Source organism: Kribbella capetownensis (assembly GCF_004331485.1).
In the GTDB taxonomy this organism is placed as follows: Bacteria; Actinomycetota; Actinomycetes; order Propionibacteriales; family Kribbellaceae; genus Kribbella; species Kribbella capetownensis.
Genome location: NZ_SJKD01000002.1, coordinates 310,980 through 326,126, shown reverse-complemented (window position 1 = coordinate 326,126; position 15,147 = coordinate 310,980). Strand labels below are relative to the sequence as shown.

Sequence of the window (15,147 nt, the reverse complement as noted above, 5' to 3'; positions counted from 1 at the left end):
TCGCAGAGCTGCCGAACGACGTTCGGAACCGATCGCGAGCGGCCGCGCACGAAGCTAGGTTTCCCACCGTGCTGACGAACAAGATGGTCGTGGTCATCGCGGCCGAGGCGCCGGTCGGCGTCGCCCTGAACACTGCTGCCCTGCTCGGCGTCGGACTCGGCCACCACCACGATCAGGTGGTCGGCCCGGAGACCGAGGACGCCGCCGGAAACCCACACACCGGCATGTGCGCCTACCCGATCCCGGTACTGCGGGCATCCGCCGAGCAACTGCACGACCTCCGGACCCAGGCGGCCGTGCGGGACGACGTCACCGTGCACGACATGCACCAGATCGCCCAGCGGGCACGGACCTACGACCAGATGTCCACCACGCTCAGCGGCACCAAGCCCGACGACGTCGAGTATCTCGGCCTCGCCCTCTTCGGCCCCCGCCAGACCGTCGACTCCCTCACCGGCGCGCTCGCGCTCTACCGCTGACAGCACGACCTTGTGCATGGATCAACCACCAACGACGCGCCGATGTGGTCGACCCGCGCACAAGGTCACATCATGCGGTCGCGTCCGTAGTGTGGGGGCATGCAACTGAACTACGAGGTGACGGGTTCCGACGACGCGCCGGTGGTCCTGCTGGGATCGTCGCTCGGGGCGACGCAGGCGATGTGGGCGCCGCAGCTCGAGGTCCTCGCGCAGCGGTTCCGGGTGGTGACCTTCGACCACCGCGGCCACGGCGGGTCCGAGGTGCCGCTCGGGCCGTACACGATCGAAGATCTCGGCGGTGACGTGGTCGAGCTGCTCAACACACTCCTCGTGGAGCAGGCGTCGTACGTCGGTATCTCGCTAGGCGGCGCGGTCGGGTTGTGGCTGGCCCAGAACGCGCCGGACCGGTTCAACCGCTTCGCGCTGATCTGCCCGCCGGCCAACCCGGCCGAGAACAAGCAGATGTGGGCCGACCGCGCGGCTCAGGTCCGTGCCGAGGGCACGCAGGCGATCACCGATGCGACGCTCGGCCGCTGGTTCCTGCCCGAGTTCACCGCGACCGCTCCGGTCCGCCAGATGCTGCTAGACAGTCCCGACGAGGGCTACGCCGCGTGCTGCGAGGCACTCGGCAGCACCAACCTGCTCCCAGGCCTGTCGGACATCACCGCGCCGGTGCTCCTCGTCACCGCCGAGTCGGACACCTCGATCCCGCCCGAGACCGTCGTACCGCTGGCCGGTCAGATCCCCGGCGCGCACCTCGAGATCATCGAGAACGCGGCCCACTTGGTGACCTACTCCCACCCCGAGATCATCAATCCCCTGCTGCTCACGCACCTGACCTGACTGGTCCTGCGCCTGGGCTCGTCGCCGAGCCCAGGCGCCCCTGGCCTCAGTTGCAGTAGTACGCCGGGTTGGGCGACGTCTCGGTCTGGTCCTGCCAATGCGCGACACCGACGTAGTAGCCACACCCGGTGCCCTCGTCGAACCAGGCACCTCCGCCGGAGTACGCGTACGTCTCGGCGACCGTGGTGAACGGCCCGGACGCGCTCGGACCCTTCTGCAACTCGACCCTGACCTCAGTGACGCTGGTCGAACAACCCTCCAGGCCGACAGCGACGTACAGCATCAGTGCGCTGTAGCCGACGCTCGGCGCGGTCACCAGGTCGCAGGCCTGCGTCCCAGTGGTCGACGCCTGGGCCGGCGTCCCGACCATCAGACCCGCCACAACCGCCCCCGACATCACGGCAGCACCAAGAAGCTTCCGCATCTGCGTTCCCTCCGGTTGGAAATTTACAGAAGGTCAGCAGACTAGGTCAGTCGGTTACCGGGGTCGACCCTTTCGATGCCGCTGAAAGAAGCAACTCGCTGAGCAGGAGTTGGTCAGCGCTGCCCAGAACGAGGTCGGCAGTCGCGACCGCGGCCGGAGCGACGTACGGATTGGGGATGGCGACCGCGAACATGCCGGCCATCTGCGCCGCCGCGACGCCGTGGGCGGTGTCCTCGACCGCGATCGCTGCCGCTCCTGGTACGCCGAGGCGTCGCAGAGCGAGTTCGTAGATCGCTGGATCGGGCTTGTGGGTGCTGACCTCGTCGCCGGTGACGATCTGGTCGAAGAGGTCGATCGCGCCGACCCGCTCCAGATGCCCGCGCACCCACGGGCTCGGTGAGCTGCTGGCGATCCCGACCTGTAGGCCGAACTCGCGCGCCGTCGTCACCCAGTCCCGGATCCCCGGCCGGAAGTCCAGCTCGGTGTGCATCCGCTGGCGATGCGCCATCCTCCGCGCGTGACTCGCCTCCCGGTCGAAGCCGGCGCCGACGGCCGCGGCGAGCAGCGCGTACCGGGTGTCGGAGGTGTCCCCACCGTGGCCCGGCCAGAAGTCTTCGAGATCCAGCTCGAGCCCGTGGTGCGCCCATTCGGCCTGCCAGCTCAGCACCGACGTGGACTCGGTGTCCATCAGCAGACCGTCGAAGTCGAACACCACGGCTCGCACCCCGACCGGCACGAGACGCGTCGCCAGGCGGTGGATCTGCAGCTGGCTCAACCCGAGGCCGGCGAGGTACGCACGAATGCCGCCGAGTCGGGAGTCAAGGTGGTCGAGTGATCCGAGAATGGTCTCCGGCCTGGTCCGTGACCGCTCGGGACCGTCCTGCAGCCCCAGCAGGACCTCACTGATCGCGTAGTTCTCGGCGATCACGTTGCGAGGTACGCCGGCCAGCTCGAGCAGCAGAGCGGCGAACTGTCCGGTCCGATCCTTGCCGGCCTGGCAGTGCACGACCACCGGCCGGTCCGCCGGGGCGTCCGCGACCGCTCGGAAGATCTTGCCGATGTGGGCGGAGTTGCGACTCAGGCCGTTGGAGTAGACATCGACGAGTCGCGGCTCGGCGGCCGCGTTCCGCGACTCATCGGCGACCGGGTCGATCCACGGGATCCGCCGGTACGCCGGGGTGCCGTCGAGCGGATGTGGTCGCGTCAGCTCGCGGTCGCTGCGGACGTCGAGGACCAAGCCGGCACCGATCGCGTCCAACGCGCTCCGGCCCGCCGAGTCCAGGTCGTCGGGTGACTCCGACCGGAACACCGCCCGCTCGCGAGTCGCAACGCCGTGCCGCGTAGGAAGTCCACCGAGGTCACGCGCATTCGGGCTCCACACGGGCGTCAGTTTAGGACAACGCCTCCCAGGGACTCGAAGTCGTGCCAGCTGCCGTCGAAAGCCTTGTGATGCAGGGCGGAGTCCATGCCGACCGCGAAGAGGTCCAGCCGGCCAGGGCCCCATGAGACCACCGAACCAGCTGGTCTTGGCCGGGCGAGGGTGGTCGCGGGTTCGAGCCAGCCGGCCAGGGCGGCGATGTTCATGCGGAGAATCTCGGCCGGCAGCGACCAGTTGAGGAAGTTGAGCGTGTCGTTCGCCGAGTGGATGTGACCGTTCGCGCTGTCCGCACCCTCGATCGACAACACCGCCGGGATCCCGGCGTCGATGAACGGCACATGATCGCTGGCGAACGGGTTGAGCGACGTCTCCACCTTCAACCCCGTGTACGTCGCGGCCGCCGTCGCCAGGTCCGCGATCTGGCTCGACGACACCGGTGCACCTTCGAGCAGGACTGTCGGCACGGCGGTGTTCTTGCTCGCGATCATGTCCATGTTGAGGACGGCCCGGATCCGGGCTCGTTCGGCCGGCGGCAGCGCGGCGACGTACTGCTTGCTGCCGAACAGCCCTTCCTCCTCACCGCCGAACAGGATCAGCCGCACGTCGTGCCGCCAGGACCGGGTCGACAGCAACCGGCCGAGTTCCAGCACGCCCGCGGAGCCACTCCCGTTGTCGTCCGCACCGGGCGCAGCCGCGGCCGGGCCGCCGGCGATGTTGATCGAGTCGAGGTGTGCCGTGATCAGGACCAGGCCACCGCCGCCGGTGCCGGGCCGGTCGCCGATCAGATTCTGCGAGTGTCCGGCGCCGACCGTGATCTGGGTCCGGGCCAGTCCGTAGCCGAGGGCAACCATTTTGGCGGCGGCGAAGTCCACCGCGGTGGTGAACGAGGTACTGAGCGAGTGCCGCGTCGGCAGACTCGCCAGCCAGGTCAGATCGTCCTGGTACGACGCCGGAGACAGCTGCGCGACCAGACCTGCGATCGATGGATCCACCCGGGCCGCCGCCGGTGTCGGATTGTCGACAACCGTCGTACCGGCGCGGAGTGGTTCGATCCGCCAGCAGTTGTTGGAACGGCGGCGGGGTTTGTCGGCGGACGAGATCACCAGGTGCCGGCCGTGGTCGAGCAACGGCGTGACGTCGGGGTACTCGTCCTGGAAACTCCGGCCCACCTGGGTGACGAGCAGCAGGCCAGGTGCGGTCCGGGAGGCCCGGCCGAGACGTTGGTCGGCCGGGACCCAGAGCAGGGTCTTGTCGCCGAACCGGGCCGAGTGCGCGCCATCGGCGGCATCGACGGTCGGTACGACGAGATAACGCACGGGTGCAGTGGTCATGTCAGTCCTGCCAGATGATCTCGAGACGATCGGGCTCGGCCGCGACGATCCGGGCGGTCCCGCCGGCGGAGCGCGTGATCAGGCCGTCGTCGCTCCAGTGCCCGCCCGGCCGGGGCTCGGGCGCGTCACCGCGACCGAACGCGTACTCCACCAGCGTGCCGTCCGGCCGGAACTCCACCCCCCGCCGGCCACGGGCCGGCGGGAAGGCGAAGTCGTCCCGGCGGTAGACGCTGATCCCGTCGTGATCCTCCTCGAACGAGTGCGTCCACCGCCCCATGCTGTGCCCGGTCAGCGCAGCACCGCCTGTTCCATCGTTGCCCCCGGCATCGTTCCGGACGCCGGCATCGACTCCGGCAGGGCCGACGGGACGGTCACCCTGAAGTCGCTGATCACGCCACCGAGCGGCTCGTAGCCGGTGACGCCCGGTCCCCAGTTCGAACCGTCCCACCACTTGTGGTACAGCTGCTTGTCGGTCCCGGTGACGAACACGTCCAGCCGGTTCGCGGCCCACGAGACGACGCGTGGCTCGTCGGTGCACAGACCGCCCATGTACTCGTAGCCAGTGAGCGACGGTCCCCAGGCGGAACCGTCCCACCACTTGTGGTACAGCGCAGAGTCCGTGCCGAGCACGAACACGTCCAGCCGGTTCGCGTCCCACGAGACCACGGTCGGGGCCGTCGTACAGATGCCGCCCATGTACTCCCAACCCGACCAGGCCGAGCCGTCCCACCACTTGTGGTACAGCGCCGAATCGGTGCCGATGACGAACATGTCGAGGCGGTTCTCGCCCCAGGCGACGACCCGCGGCGGTGAAGCACAGACACCACCGAGGTACTCGTAGCCGGTCGCCGACGGTCCCCAGTTCGAGCCGTCCCACCACTTGTGGTAGACCGCGTTGTCGGTGCCGAGCACGAACACGTCCAGCCGATCGCTGCCCCAGGCAACGACTTCGGGCGGGCTCATGCAGATGCCGCCGAGGTACTCGTAACCGGTGACGCTCGGCCCCCAGTTCGAGCCGTCCCACCACTTGTGGTACAGCGCGCGGTCGGTACCGAGGACGAAGGCATCCAGCCGGTTCGGCCCCCAGGTCGCCAGCTGCGGCGGGCTCATGCAGACGCCACCGAGGTACTCGTAACCGGTGACGCTCGGTCCCCAGTCCGAGCCGTCCCACCACTTGTGGTACAGCGCGTGATCGGTGCCGAGGACGAACGCGTCCAGCCGGTCCGGGCTCCAGGACGCGACTTCAGGAGCACTCATGCAGACACCACCCATGTATTCGTAACCGGCGACGGACGGTTCCCACGACGCTCCGTCCCACCACTTGTGATACATCGCCAGATCGGTGCCGAGGACGAACGCGTCCAACCGGTTCGCGCCCCACGACACCACCGAGCCGGCGGGTTCCGGCGTACCGGCGCCGGCACCGGCGTAGACCGGCAGGTTCGTCCGGACGGTGTCCAGGCAGGCTTCCATCCGGGTGGCCTGATCGTTGGTGAACATGACCATGCCGCGGTCGTCGGTGTAGTCCATGTAGTCGTAGAACAGGTCGCCGTTCGGACCGTTGCTGCAGGTCACATGCGGGAACGTCGGTACGCCGAAGTTCGGGCCGGCCGCGTTCGGGGTGTCGGCGCACTCGTCGCTGCCGCTGCAGCCACTGCCGTCGTCGCCCCAGATGTGGAACAGGTTCAGGTAGTGCCCGACCTCGTGGGTCGTGGTCCGGCCCAGGTCGAACGGTGCGGCCGCCGTGCCGTTGGTGCCGAACCCGCTGTGCAGGATGACCACGCCGTCGGTGTTCGCCGGACCGCCCGGGAACTGGGCGTACCCGAGCAGGCCGCCGCCGAGCTGGCAGACCCAGATGTTCAGGTACCGGTCCGTGGCCCACGGGTCGATACCGCCGGTCGACGACTTCTTCACCTTGTCGTCGGTGCCGAACGACGCCGTACTCGTCTGGGTCCGGGTGACACCGCTGGTCGGGTTGCCGTTCGGGTCCACGGTGGCGAGGTGGAACTCGATCCGGGAATCCGCGATCAGTCCGGTGAACGCGGCCGGAACGATGCCGATGTCGGAGTTCGTCGCCCGGAAGTCGCGGTTCAGTACGTCGATCTGGCTGTCGATCTGGGCCTGCGAGATGTTCTGCGCGGCGGTGTTCCAGACCACGTGCACCACGCACGGGATCCGCGCTATACCGGTGAAACGCGGCGGTCCGGCGGCGTACAACGACGTCGCGTTCTCGATCGCCGACCGGGCTGCGGCGTACTCGGGTGAGGTCGACAGCAGCCGCCGGTGCACGTCCATCACACCGCACTGCCGCCGAGTCGGGTTCTCGATCCGCCCGTCCGTGCCGCTCATACCAGCACCACCGGCTGAACCGCCACCACTCATGCCCGCGCCACCGGCCGCACCGGCGCCACCGCTCATGCCCGCTCCACCGGCCTGGCCGCCACCGCTCATGCCGGCACCGCCCGCCGCTCCGCCACTGCTCATGTCGCCGGCTCCCGCCGAACCCGGCGCAGAGTCCATGCCCGTCATCGGCATTCCGCTCTCCGGCTGGCCGTTGGCGCCCTGACCGGCCGCCGCGTCGCCCGGCATCCGGTAGTCGTCGTCGCGGTGCTTGCCCGCTCGACCGTTGGCCTTCCTCGGCATCTCTCCCCCTTCCAACGGGGGCGCACGAGCGGGTCGGGACCGCGCACGATCCCGGACCGAGAAGGTCTTCCCCCAGCCCGCCCTTCGATCGAAGGCGGTACATCCCGCCTTCCCCCACCGAACAGTCGGCCCCCAAGTCTCTGTTCTGGATTCACCTTGCTCCCCTCACCGCCCGCGCACAAGCCCTCGCACGCCGGTAGTGAACTCCACCGGAAACCCAGCGTTTGTTGGAGAATTGCTTGAAACCTCAAGAGGGGAACACCATGCGCCGAGAGCTGTCCATCCCGTTCGACGTCCGGGGTCATCGCGGCCTGATCTCGGTCCGCATCGTGCCCAACGACGACCCGTGGGCCTCCGGCCATCAACTCGTCGTACCGGACCTGAACGCCGAGGCGTTCCGCGGCTTTCCTTTGTGTACGGCGAGTCTGCGGTACCACGGCTACGGCATCAAAGCGATGATGGGCTGGATCCAGTTGGTCACCCGGGACTTCGACGGCGACATCTCGGTCGACCGCGCCCCGAACCTGAACCCGGCCGATCCGTTCTACACCTACGGCTACCTGCCGACGTTCTTCGATGCCCCGGCCAATCCGAATCACCCGGACGGCACGTGGCGCGCCGACACGTTCCTCGTCATCGTGCCCGACGTGATCCGCTCGCGAACGGTCGCCCCGGTGGCCGCGTTCACGTGGGGTTATCGGCTCGAAGCCGGTCGCCCGACGCTGCTCGACGTCACTCCACTCGCCTCGGCTCGGTGGTCAGGCCATCGCTCCGTGCTCGAGGCAGCCCACCCAACCTGGACCTTCGGCTGAGTCCGCCAACCGAGCCTTCAGGCCAGCCGGCCTTGAGGTTAGCCGGCCTTGAGGTTAGCCGGCTTTGAGGACTTGCTGGGCTTTGGTGACGGCGGCTTCGGTGGCGGCCTCGAACTCGGAGCCCTGCCCGGCCAGCACACCGACCGAGACGATGACGTCGTTCACGCCGGTGACCGCAGCCGTGTACTCCAGGCCGCGCTTCGGACCGCTGGTGCCGGTCAGGCGGAACGCGAACGGGCCGCTGCCGGCCTTCGGCGCGGAGATCTCCTCGACCTTCATCGACGTACTGCTCTCGCCCTCGACCTTGAGGGAGACCTTCGAGCAGGACGAGACCGCGTCGTCGTAGGTCTCGCGCAGGTCCGCGACCTTGGCCGCCGTACCCATCGCGTCCAGACCGAAGTCGATGTACGGACCCTCCTGGCCGCCGGAGAACGACCGGGTCACGCTGGTCTTCGCACCGGGCGCCTCGGTGGCGTTGAGGTACTTCACCAGCGTCTTGCATTTGCTCGTCGGCGACGAGAAGGGCTTCGAGGTGTCCTCGGGGTCTTCCTTCACCTGCGAGAACCCGGTCGGCAGGTCGCTCAGCGCGAGCAGGGCCCTGGTGAGTTCGGCGGCCGAGCGGGTCACCGATCCGCTCGGTTTCTCACTCGGTGCGGATGGAGTCACGCTCGGTGCCGGTGTGGTCCCGGCGGGAGTCGAGGGTGCCGCCGCGTTCTTCTTGTCGTCCCCACCGCAGGCGGTGAGCGACAGGCTGAGAGCAGCGGCGAGGGCAAGCGGGAGCGACACGAACCTGGTCATGGACCTTCCAAACCCTGGTCAGAACCGTGGGCCGAGCGCGCCCACCGGTGGCCGAGCAGGCAGCAGCGTACCTGACGTGTCAGCCCAGTCGGTGCCGTGTCGGGCCGTGTCTGGGCAGGTCGGTCAGAACCGGTGCGAGCGGAGGTGAATGTTCTGCAGCAAACCGACCGCGAGCAGGCAGGCGAACATCGACGAACCGCCGTAGGACACGAACGGCAGCGGCAGGCCGGTGACGGGCATGATCCCGAGCGTCATCCCGATGTTCTCGAACGCCTGGAACGCGAACCAGCAGACGATGCCGGTCGCCACCAGCCGGCCGAACGCGTCCCGCGCGTTGATCGCGATCCGCAGCCCGCGGAACAGCACGAGCGCGAACAGCGCGATGATCGCGCCGGCCCCGATCAGGCCGAGTTCCTCCCCCGCCACGGTGAAGACGAAGTCAGTGTGCTGCTCGGGCACGAACGCGTTCTGGGTCTGGCTGCCATGGAACAACCCTTGGCCGAAGATCCCGCCGTTGCCGATCGCGATCCGGGCCTGGTTGACGTTGTAGCCGATGCCCTGCGGATCCTGCGACGGGTCCGCGAACGCGATGAACCGGGCCAGCTGGTACTCCTTCAGCACCTGCAGCTTGATCGCCACCGCGGCGACCACCACGCCCGCGGTGATCAGCCCGAGCATCCAGCGCTTCGGTACGCCGGACACCGCGATGATCCCGAACACGATCGCCCCCAGCACCATCACCGTGCCGAGGTCGGGCTGCAGCATCACCAGGATCACGGGGATGCAGGCGACCGCGATCGCCTGCGCGACGTCGATGGTCCGGGCCGTCTCGTTGTGGTCGGTCTCGCCCTTCTCCGCGATCAGCAGCGCCATCCCGACGATCACCGCGAGCTTGGCGAACTCGCTCGGCTGGATCGACATCCACGGCAGCTGGATCCACGAGCGCGAGCCGTTGATCACCGCGCCGACCCCGGGCACCAGGACCAGGATCAGTCCGACGATCGAGGCGGCGTACAGGACCGGGGCGAGGATGCGGACGCGGCGGTGGTCGGTGACGGCGGCGCCGACCGCGAGCACCAGGCCGATGGCGAAGTTCAGGGCGTGCCGGGCGAGGAACGCGTACTGGTTGCCGTCGGTGAGTGACGTGCGGGCGTGCGTTGCGGACCAGATCAGTACGGCACCGATCGCCGACAGCGCGACCACACCGAGGACGAGGATCCAGTCGACCTGCCACACCGTCGACCGGCGGTCCATCCGCGGCCGGGTCCGGATCGGGCTCAGCAGTGCCATGTCGAGGCCCTCACTGTCCCGGCTGCTTGCCGGCGGGCGGGGCGGGCTTGATGTTGTAGAGGGTCTCGTAGATCTTCCGGACCGCGTCACCACCGGCACCCGAACCGGTGCCGGCCTGGCTCAGCATCATCACCACGGCATAGCGATCCGTGTACGACGCCAGCCACGAGGTCGTCTGCTTGCCGTAGACCTCGGCCGTACCGGTCTTGGCCCGGACCGGGATCTGGTCGACCGGGAACCCGTTGAACTTCCAGGCCGCCGTACCGGACTTGACCGTCTCCTGGAGCGCCTTGTCGATGTAACGCAGGGTCGACGACGGCACCGGCAGCTTCGCCTTCACCGTGGGCTTGATCTCGTGCTTCTTGCCGTTCGCACCGATCCACGACTGCACCACTCGCGGCTCGTAGAGCGTGCCGCCGTTGGACAGCGCGGCGTACACCGAGGCCAACTGCAGTGGCGTGACCGTGGTGTCGCCCTGGCCGATGGCGAAGTTCACCGCGTCACCGGCACGGTACTTGTAGCCGTCGACGCAGAACTCGCGGGAGAACTGCTTCAGGAACGCCGAAGTCCCGGCCGGCGGATTCTGCGAGAGCTTGCAGTAGTAGTCCTTCTGCGAGTCGTAGTACTGCTTCTTCCACTTGCGGTCGGCGATGCGGCCGCTCACCTCACCGGGCAGGTCGACGCCGGTCGGCGTACCGAGGCCGAACTTCTTCGCCATCGCCACCAGCGGGTCGTGCGTGTTCACGTCGGTGGAGTTGCCACCCTCCTTCAGCCAGAGCGCGTAGGCGATCCGGTAGAAGAACGTGTCGCAGGACAGCGCCAGCGCCTGGTCGAAGCCGATCATCCCGTACGACGCGGACTCGTAGTTCTTGAACCGGCGGTTGCCGACCTCGAAGTACGACGAACAGTCCAGCCGGGTCTTCGGGCTGAACCCGGCGCCCATCGCGGCGGCGGTCGTGATCGGCTTGAACGTCGACCCCGGCGCGAGTTGGCCCTGCAGGGCGCGCGAGACGAGCGGGGTGCCGGACTTCGTCGAGTACAGCGCGTCCAGCTCGCGCTGGGTGATGCCGCCGACCCAGACACCCGGGTCGTAGGTCGGGTAGCTGGCCATCGCGACGACCCGGCCGGTCTTGGTGTCCAGCACGACCGCGGCACCGGAGTCGGCGACGTACTTGCGCTTGGTGACCGGGTCGGTCTGCTTGCGCGCGGTCATGATCGCGCTCTTCAGCTGGGTCTCGACCGACGCCTGGATCCGCGCGTCGATGCTGGTCACCAGTGTGGCGCCCGGGACCGGCGCGGTCTGCTTCTGGATGCCGGTGGTGTACCCGACCGCGTCGACGATGACGTCCTTGACGCCCGGGGTGCCGCGCAGGAGCTGGTCGTAGGTGCGCTCGACTCCGGCCCGGCCGACGAGGTCCGACCGGTGCGGGACCGAGTCCTGACCGGCCTTGTCCAGCGCCTCCAACTCCTCGGTCGTGATCGGCGACAAGTAGCCGAGGAGGTGGGCCGCGTTCACCTTGTACGGCTCGGGGTACGCGCGCAGGGTCTGCGACTCGGCGGCAATGCCCGGGAAGTCCTCGCGACGCTCCATCACCTCGATCGCGACCTGCTCGCTGACGTCCTTCGCCACCGGGATCGGCTGGTACGGCGTCCCGTTCCAGCAGGCGGGTGGTTTCGACGCGCCTGGCTCGCCGCAGAGCATCGTGCGCGCCTTGAGATCCCTCGGCTTCTGCCGGAGCACCTTCGCCAGGCGGGCGAGCACCGCGTTCTGCTGGCTGTCCGGCAGCTTCGCCAGCACCGACCGGTCGACCGTGATCACGAGCGAGACCCGGTTGCCGACCAGAGTGCGGCCCGCGGCGTCCACGATCGTGCCGCGCGGCGCCGGCACGAGGACCTGGCGGGTGTGATTCTGCGTCGCGGCCTGGGTGTAGTCCTCGCTGGACATCACCTGCATGTACCAGAGCCGGGCGAGCAGCGTGCACAGCAAGGAGAAGACCAGCACCCCGATCACGAACAACCGCAACCGGGCCTTCAGCGGTGCCTCGAAGCCGTCGAAGCTCATGGCAGGACCCGGCGGCGTTCGCGGGCGGGAACCACGCGGCCCATGATCCACATGACCAGGGGGATGACCACGATCGCGCCGACGACGTCGTACCCGGCGGCGATGCCGAGACGGACGCCGAACTCGCCCCAATCGACCGACGGATCGTGTAGCAGCGAGCCGGTCGCGCTGTAGATGAACAGCGACACGGCGGTGCCGAGCACGACGGTCAGCGCGACCCCGAGCGGACCCACCGGACCGGTCGACGTCTCGCGACGGATCAGGCCGGCCATGTACCCGGCGATCGCGAGCGCGAGCGCCCACCGTCCGGCGGTGTGGTCAGCGGGTGGTACGACGTCGAGCAGCAGACCACCGGCGAACCCGGCGATCGCACCCCACTCCGGCCCACGCGACAGAGCCAGCGCGATCACCACGATCAGCACGAGGTCGCAGGTCACGCCCGCAACCGCGATGTTCGTGAGCACAGAGGTCTGCACGGTGACGGCCACCATCAGGAACAGGGCGGCCAACCCGATGCGCAGTGCGATCACGTCAGTTCACCTTCCCTTCTGTGGTCGACACCTTCGGCGAAGGCGCTGGTTTGAGCTGGGCGCGCGGCGGCCGGGCCGGTGGTCCGGTCACCACACCGACCGTGTCGATCCGGGTCGGATCGACGTACGGCCTGATCGTCGCGGTGGACCCGAGCGCGCCCTCGTTCGCCGTCACCGAGGTGACCTCGCCGATCGGCACGCCCGGCACGTACGGCGCGTTGTCGCTGGAACCCCAGGTGACGATCTTGTCTCCCGGCTTGGGCCGCGCCTTCAGGTCGACGAGGTGGTAGTCGAGCAGGCCCGCGACCTCGCCGCGGCCCGAGACGAAGCCGAGCGCCATCGACGCGTTCAACCGGCCACCCACGGTCGACTTTCGGTCACCGATCAGCAGCACGGTCGCGGTCGCCTGGGTGGTCCGCACCACCCGGCCGACCAGACCGTTCCCGTTCAGCACGGTCATGTCGACGTGCACGCCATCGGCCGTACCGGCGTCGATGGTGACCGTGTGGTTGAAGCTCTGGGCGCTGCCGATCCCGATCACCCGCGCCGGTGTCATCGTGAACGCGGGCGCGAGCTTGAGCAGTTTGTCCAGCTCGGCGGCCCGGTTGCGGGCGTAGTCGGAGGAGTTCAGGTCCCGGGTGAGCGACTCGTTGTCCTTCTTCAGTTTTTCGTTCTCGTCCCTCAACCTATCCATTTCGGCGAACCGGTCGCGGAGGTTGTCCACAGGCTGCCGGGCCGAGCTCGCGGTCGACTCGAGTGGGCCGAACACGCCCGCCGCGGCTTCCCGCAACGGCTCCACCGGGGAACCGGCCGAGCGCCGGGCGTCGAGCACGATCAACGTGAAGCAGGCCAGGATGACCAGGACCAGCACGGTCCGGCGCCGGCGGATCTCCCGCGGCATACCGGCCGAACGGACCAGGCCCCTGGCGGGGGTGCCGAGGTCTTTGAGCATGGGTCAGCGTCCCTCGGGCGTCAGCGCCTGTTGTCGGTGACCAGGATGCGGTTCAGCGTCTCGATGTTGTCGACACACTTGCCGGCGCCGAGCACGACGGCGTCCAGCGGGTTCTCGGCGACGTGGATCGGGATGCCGGTCTCGTGCCGCAGCCGCTCGTCCATCCCCTTCAGCAGCGCGCCGCCGCCGGTCAGCACGATGCCGCGGTCGACGATGTCCCCGGCCAGCTCCGGCGGGGTCTTGTCCAGGGTGGCCTTGACCGCGTCGACGATCGCGGTGATCGGCTCCTCGATCGCCTGCCGGATGTTCGAGGACGACACCTTCACGGTCCGCGGCAGGCCGGAGACCATGTCCCGGCCGCGGATCTCGCTGTCCGGCCCGTCGGTGGTCGGGAACGCCGATCCGATCGTCATCTTGATCTGTTCGGAGGTGGCCTCGCCGAGCAGCAGCGAGTACTCCTTCTTGCAGTAGTTCACGACCGCCTTGTCGATGGCGTCGCCGGCCACCCGGATCGACTGGCTGGTGACGATGCCGCCGAACGAGATGACCGCGACCTCCGTCGTACCGCCGCCGATGTCGACGACCATGTTGCCGGTGGCGTCGCGGACCTCGAGATTGGAGCCGAGCGCGGCCGCCATCGGCTCCTCGATGATGTAGACCTTGCGGGCCCCGGCCATGTAGCCGGCGTCGCGGACCGCGCGCTGCTCGACCGCGGTGATCCCGGACGGCACGCAGACCACGATCCGCGGTTTCGCGAAGTACCGGCGCCGGTGCACGCGCTGGATGAAGTAGCGCAGCATCTGCTCGGCGGCGTCGAAGTCGGCGATGACGCCGTCCTTGAGCGGCCGGATCGCGGTGATGTTGCCGGGCGTCCGGCCGATCATCTTCTTCGCCTCGTGCCCGAACGCGACCGCCTCGCGCGGTTCGTCGGTCCGGGTCGCCACCACAGATGGCTCGTTCAGTACGACGCCTCGACCACGCACGTACACAAGGGTGTTCGCCGTACCCAGATCAACCGCCATGTCGCGGCCGAGCATGCTGTTCGCCACCGCGGCACCTCCCACTCGGTCCCCGATCAGGCTAAGCGCCGCCCGCGCTCACCCCATGGACCGACACGTTCCGTCCGCCCAGGCACGTATCGTATCCATTCCTGCACGACCTGTCCCCAGTGGCCTCCGACCCCGCTCAGGGGAAGTCGGGGAACCAGAGTTTGATCTCGCGGTCGGCGGATTCCGGGGAGTCGGAGCCGTGGACGAGGTTCTCGCGGTTGGAGAGGGAGAAGTCGCCGCGGATGGTGCCCGGAGCGGCCTTGCGGCCGTCGGTGGCGCCGTTCAGGAGGCGGACGACCTCGACCGCCTCGTCACCCTCGAGCACCAGGGCAACGAGCGGGCCACTGGTGACGAAGTCGCGCAGCGGCGGGTAGAAGTCGCGTTCGACGTGCTCGGCGTAGTGCTGGTCCGCCTGCTCGCCGTCGATCCTGCGCTGGTCCATCGCGACGATCCGGAGTCCCTTGGCCTCGAACCGGCCGAGGACCTCGCCGACCAGGCCACGGCGAACCGTGTCGGGCTTCAGCAGGACCAGGGTGCGCTGCGACATCTGTCAACT

At 68.6% G+C, this 15,147-nt stretch carries 15 protein-coding genes; 3 read left to right on the top strand and 12 right to left on the bottom strand.

The features are described from left to right. Positions 1-68 precede the first annotated feature (68 nt). Positions 69-479, top strand: coding sequence for a DUF2000 domain-containing protein (locus E0H75_RS11830; protein ID WP_165553652.1), 411 nt, complete (start codon positions 69-71; stop codon positions 477-479). 99 nt (positions 480-578) lie between these two features. Then, on the top strand, positions 579-1,322 hold the full coding sequence (locus E0H75_RS11825) for an alpha/beta fold hydrolase (RefSeq protein WP_131513547.1): 744 nt from the start codon (positions 579-581) through the stop codon (positions 1,320-1,322). Positions 1,323-1,368: 46 nt separating this feature from the next. On the opposite strand, the gene E0H75_RS11820 is transcribed toward E0H75_RS11825, so the two are convergent. From E0H75_RS11820 to E0H75_RS11800, 5 genes are read right to left on the bottom strand one after another with little or no spacing between them, the layout of a single operon-like run. Beyond that, entirely contained in the window at positions 1,369-1,746 is a 378-nt protein-coding gene (locus tag E0H75_RS11820) for a hypothetical protein (protein ID WP_131513546.1), read from the bottom strand. Between the two features lie 46 nt (positions 1,747-1,792). Next, a complete protein-coding gene (locus E0H75_RS11815; RefSeq protein WP_165553650.1) occupies positions 1,793-3,127 on the bottom strand; it encodes an HAD-IA family hydrolase in 1,335 nt (444 codons plus the stop codon). A 5-nt stretch (positions 3,128-3,132) separates the two neighbouring features. Then, positions 3,133-4,455, bottom strand: a complete 1,323-nt coding sequence (locus E0H75_RS11810; RefSeq protein WP_131513544.1) for a M28 family metallopeptidase — start codon at positions 4,453-4,455, stop codon at positions 3,133-3,135. 1 nt (position 4,456) lies between these two features. After that, positions 4,457-4,732: a hypothetical protein gene (locus tag E0H75_RS11805; protein WP_131513543.1), complete on the bottom strand. Its 276-nt coding sequence runs from the start codon at positions 4,730-4,732 to the stop codon at positions 4,457-4,459. Between the two features lie 11 nt (positions 4,733-4,743). Continuing rightward, entirely contained in the window at positions 4,744-7,098 is a 2,355-nt protein-coding gene (locus tag E0H75_RS11800) for a DUF8189 domain-containing protein (protein WP_272948903.1), read from the bottom strand. Between the two features lie 263 nt (positions 7,099-7,361). On the opposite strand from E0H75_RS11800, the gene E0H75_RS11790 reads away from it, so the two are divergent. Further along, entirely contained in the window at positions 7,362-7,910 is a 549-nt protein-coding gene (locus tag E0H75_RS11790) for a hypothetical protein (RefSeq protein ID WP_131513541.1), read from the top strand. Between the two features lie 54 nt (positions 7,911-7,964). Here the strand turns inward: E0H75_RS11790 and E0H75_RS11785 are convergent, their stop codons facing one another. From E0H75_RS11785 to ndk, 7 genes are all read right to left on the bottom strand, one after another. Further along, the gene (locus tag E0H75_RS11785) at positions 7,965-8,708 is read right to left on the bottom strand and encodes a hypothetical protein (RefSeq protein ID WP_131513540.1); all 744 of its coding nucleotides are present in this window, start codon (positions 8,706-8,708) and stop codon (positions 7,965-7,967) included. A 123-nt stretch (positions 8,709-8,831) separates the two neighbouring features. Next, complete coding sequence (gene rodA / locus E0H75_RS11780) at positions 8,832-9,998, bottom strand: rod shape-determining protein RodA (protein ID WP_131513539.1); 1,167 nt, start codon at positions 9,996-9,998, stop codon at positions 8,832-8,834. 10 nt (positions 9,999-10,008) lie between these two features. After that, positions 10,009-12,060, bottom strand: coding sequence for a penicillin-binding protein 2 (mrdA, locus tag E0H75_RS11775; protein WP_131513538.1), 2,052 nt, complete (start codon positions 12,058-12,060; stop codon positions 10,009-10,011). After that, positions 12,057-12,590: a rod shape-determining protein MreD gene (gene mreD / locus E0H75_RS11770; RefSeq protein ID WP_131513537.1), complete on the bottom strand. Its 534-nt coding sequence runs from the start codon at positions 12,588-12,590 to the stop codon at positions 12,057-12,059. Before mreD ends, mrdA begins: the two co-directional genes overlap by 4 nt. Before the next feature lies 1 nt (position 12,591). After that, the gene (mreC, locus tag E0H75_RS11765) at positions 12,592-13,542 is read right to left on the bottom strand and encodes a rod shape-determining protein MreC (protein WP_131513536.1); all 951 of its coding nucleotides are present in this window, start codon (positions 13,540-13,542) and stop codon (positions 12,592-12,594) included. A gap of 20 nt (positions 13,543-13,562) precedes the next feature. Beyond that, the gene (gene mreB / locus E0H75_RS11760; protein ID WP_272948902.1) at positions 13,563-14,591 is read right to left on the bottom strand and encodes a rod shape-determining protein; all 1,029 of its coding nucleotides are present in this window, start codon (positions 14,589-14,591) and stop codon (positions 13,563-13,565) included. A gap of 136 nt (positions 14,592-14,727) precedes the next feature. Further along, complete coding sequence (gene ndk / locus E0H75_RS11755; protein ID WP_131513535.1) at positions 14,728-15,138, bottom strand: nucleoside-diphosphate kinase; 411 nt, start codon at positions 15,136-15,138, stop codon at positions 14,728-14,730. Positions 15,139-15,147: the final 9 nt, after the last annotated feature.

What these genes read in the sequence shown, in the direction of transcription:
- E0H75_RS11825 (WP_131513547.1), top strand. Translation starts at nt 579, where the DNA reads ATGCAACTGAACTACGAGGTGACGGGTTCCGACGACGCGCCGGTGGTC.
- E0H75_RS11820 (WP_131513546.1), bottom strand. Translation starts at nt 1,746, where the DNA reads ATGCGGAAGCTTCTTGGTGCTGCCGTGATGTCGGGGGCGGTTGTGGCG.
- E0H75_RS11810 (WP_131513544.1), bottom strand. Translation starts at nt 4,455, where the DNA reads ATGACCACTGCACCCGTGCGTTATCTCGTCGTACCGACCGTCGATGCC.
- E0H75_RS11805 (WP_131513543.1), bottom strand. Translation starts at nt 4,732, where the DNA reads ATGGGGCGGTGGACGCACTCGTTCGAGGAGGATCACGACGGGATCAGC.
- E0H75_RS11800 (WP_272948903.1), bottom strand. Translation starts at nt 7,098, where the DNA reads ATGCCGAGGAAGGCCAACGGTCGAGCGGGCAAGCACCGCGACGACGAC.
- E0H75_RS11790 (WP_131513541.1), top strand. Translation starts at nt 7,362, where the DNA reads ATGCGCCGAGAGCTGTCCATCCCGTTCGACGTCCGGGGTCATCGCGGC.
- E0H75_RS11785 (WP_131513540.1), bottom strand. Translation starts at nt 8,708, where the DNA reads ATGACCAGGTTCGTGTCGCTCCCGCTTGCCCTCGCCGCTGCTCTCAGC.
- rodA (WP_131513539.1), bottom strand. Translation starts at nt 9,998, where the DNA reads ATGGCACTGCTGAGCCCGATCCGGACCCGGCCGCGGATGGACCGCCGG.
- mrdA (WP_131513538.1), bottom strand. Translation starts at nt 12,060, where the DNA reads ATGAGCTTCGACGGCTTCGAGGCACCGCTGAAGGCCCGGTTGCGGTTG.
- mreC (WP_131513536.1), bottom strand. Translation starts at nt 13,542, where the DNA reads ATGCTCAAAGACCTCGGCACCCCCGCCAGGGGCCTGGTCCGTTCGGCC.
- ndk (WP_131513535.1), bottom strand. Translation starts at nt 15,138, where the DNA reads ATGTCGCAGCGCACCCTGGTCCTGCTGAAGCCCGACACGGTTCGCCGT.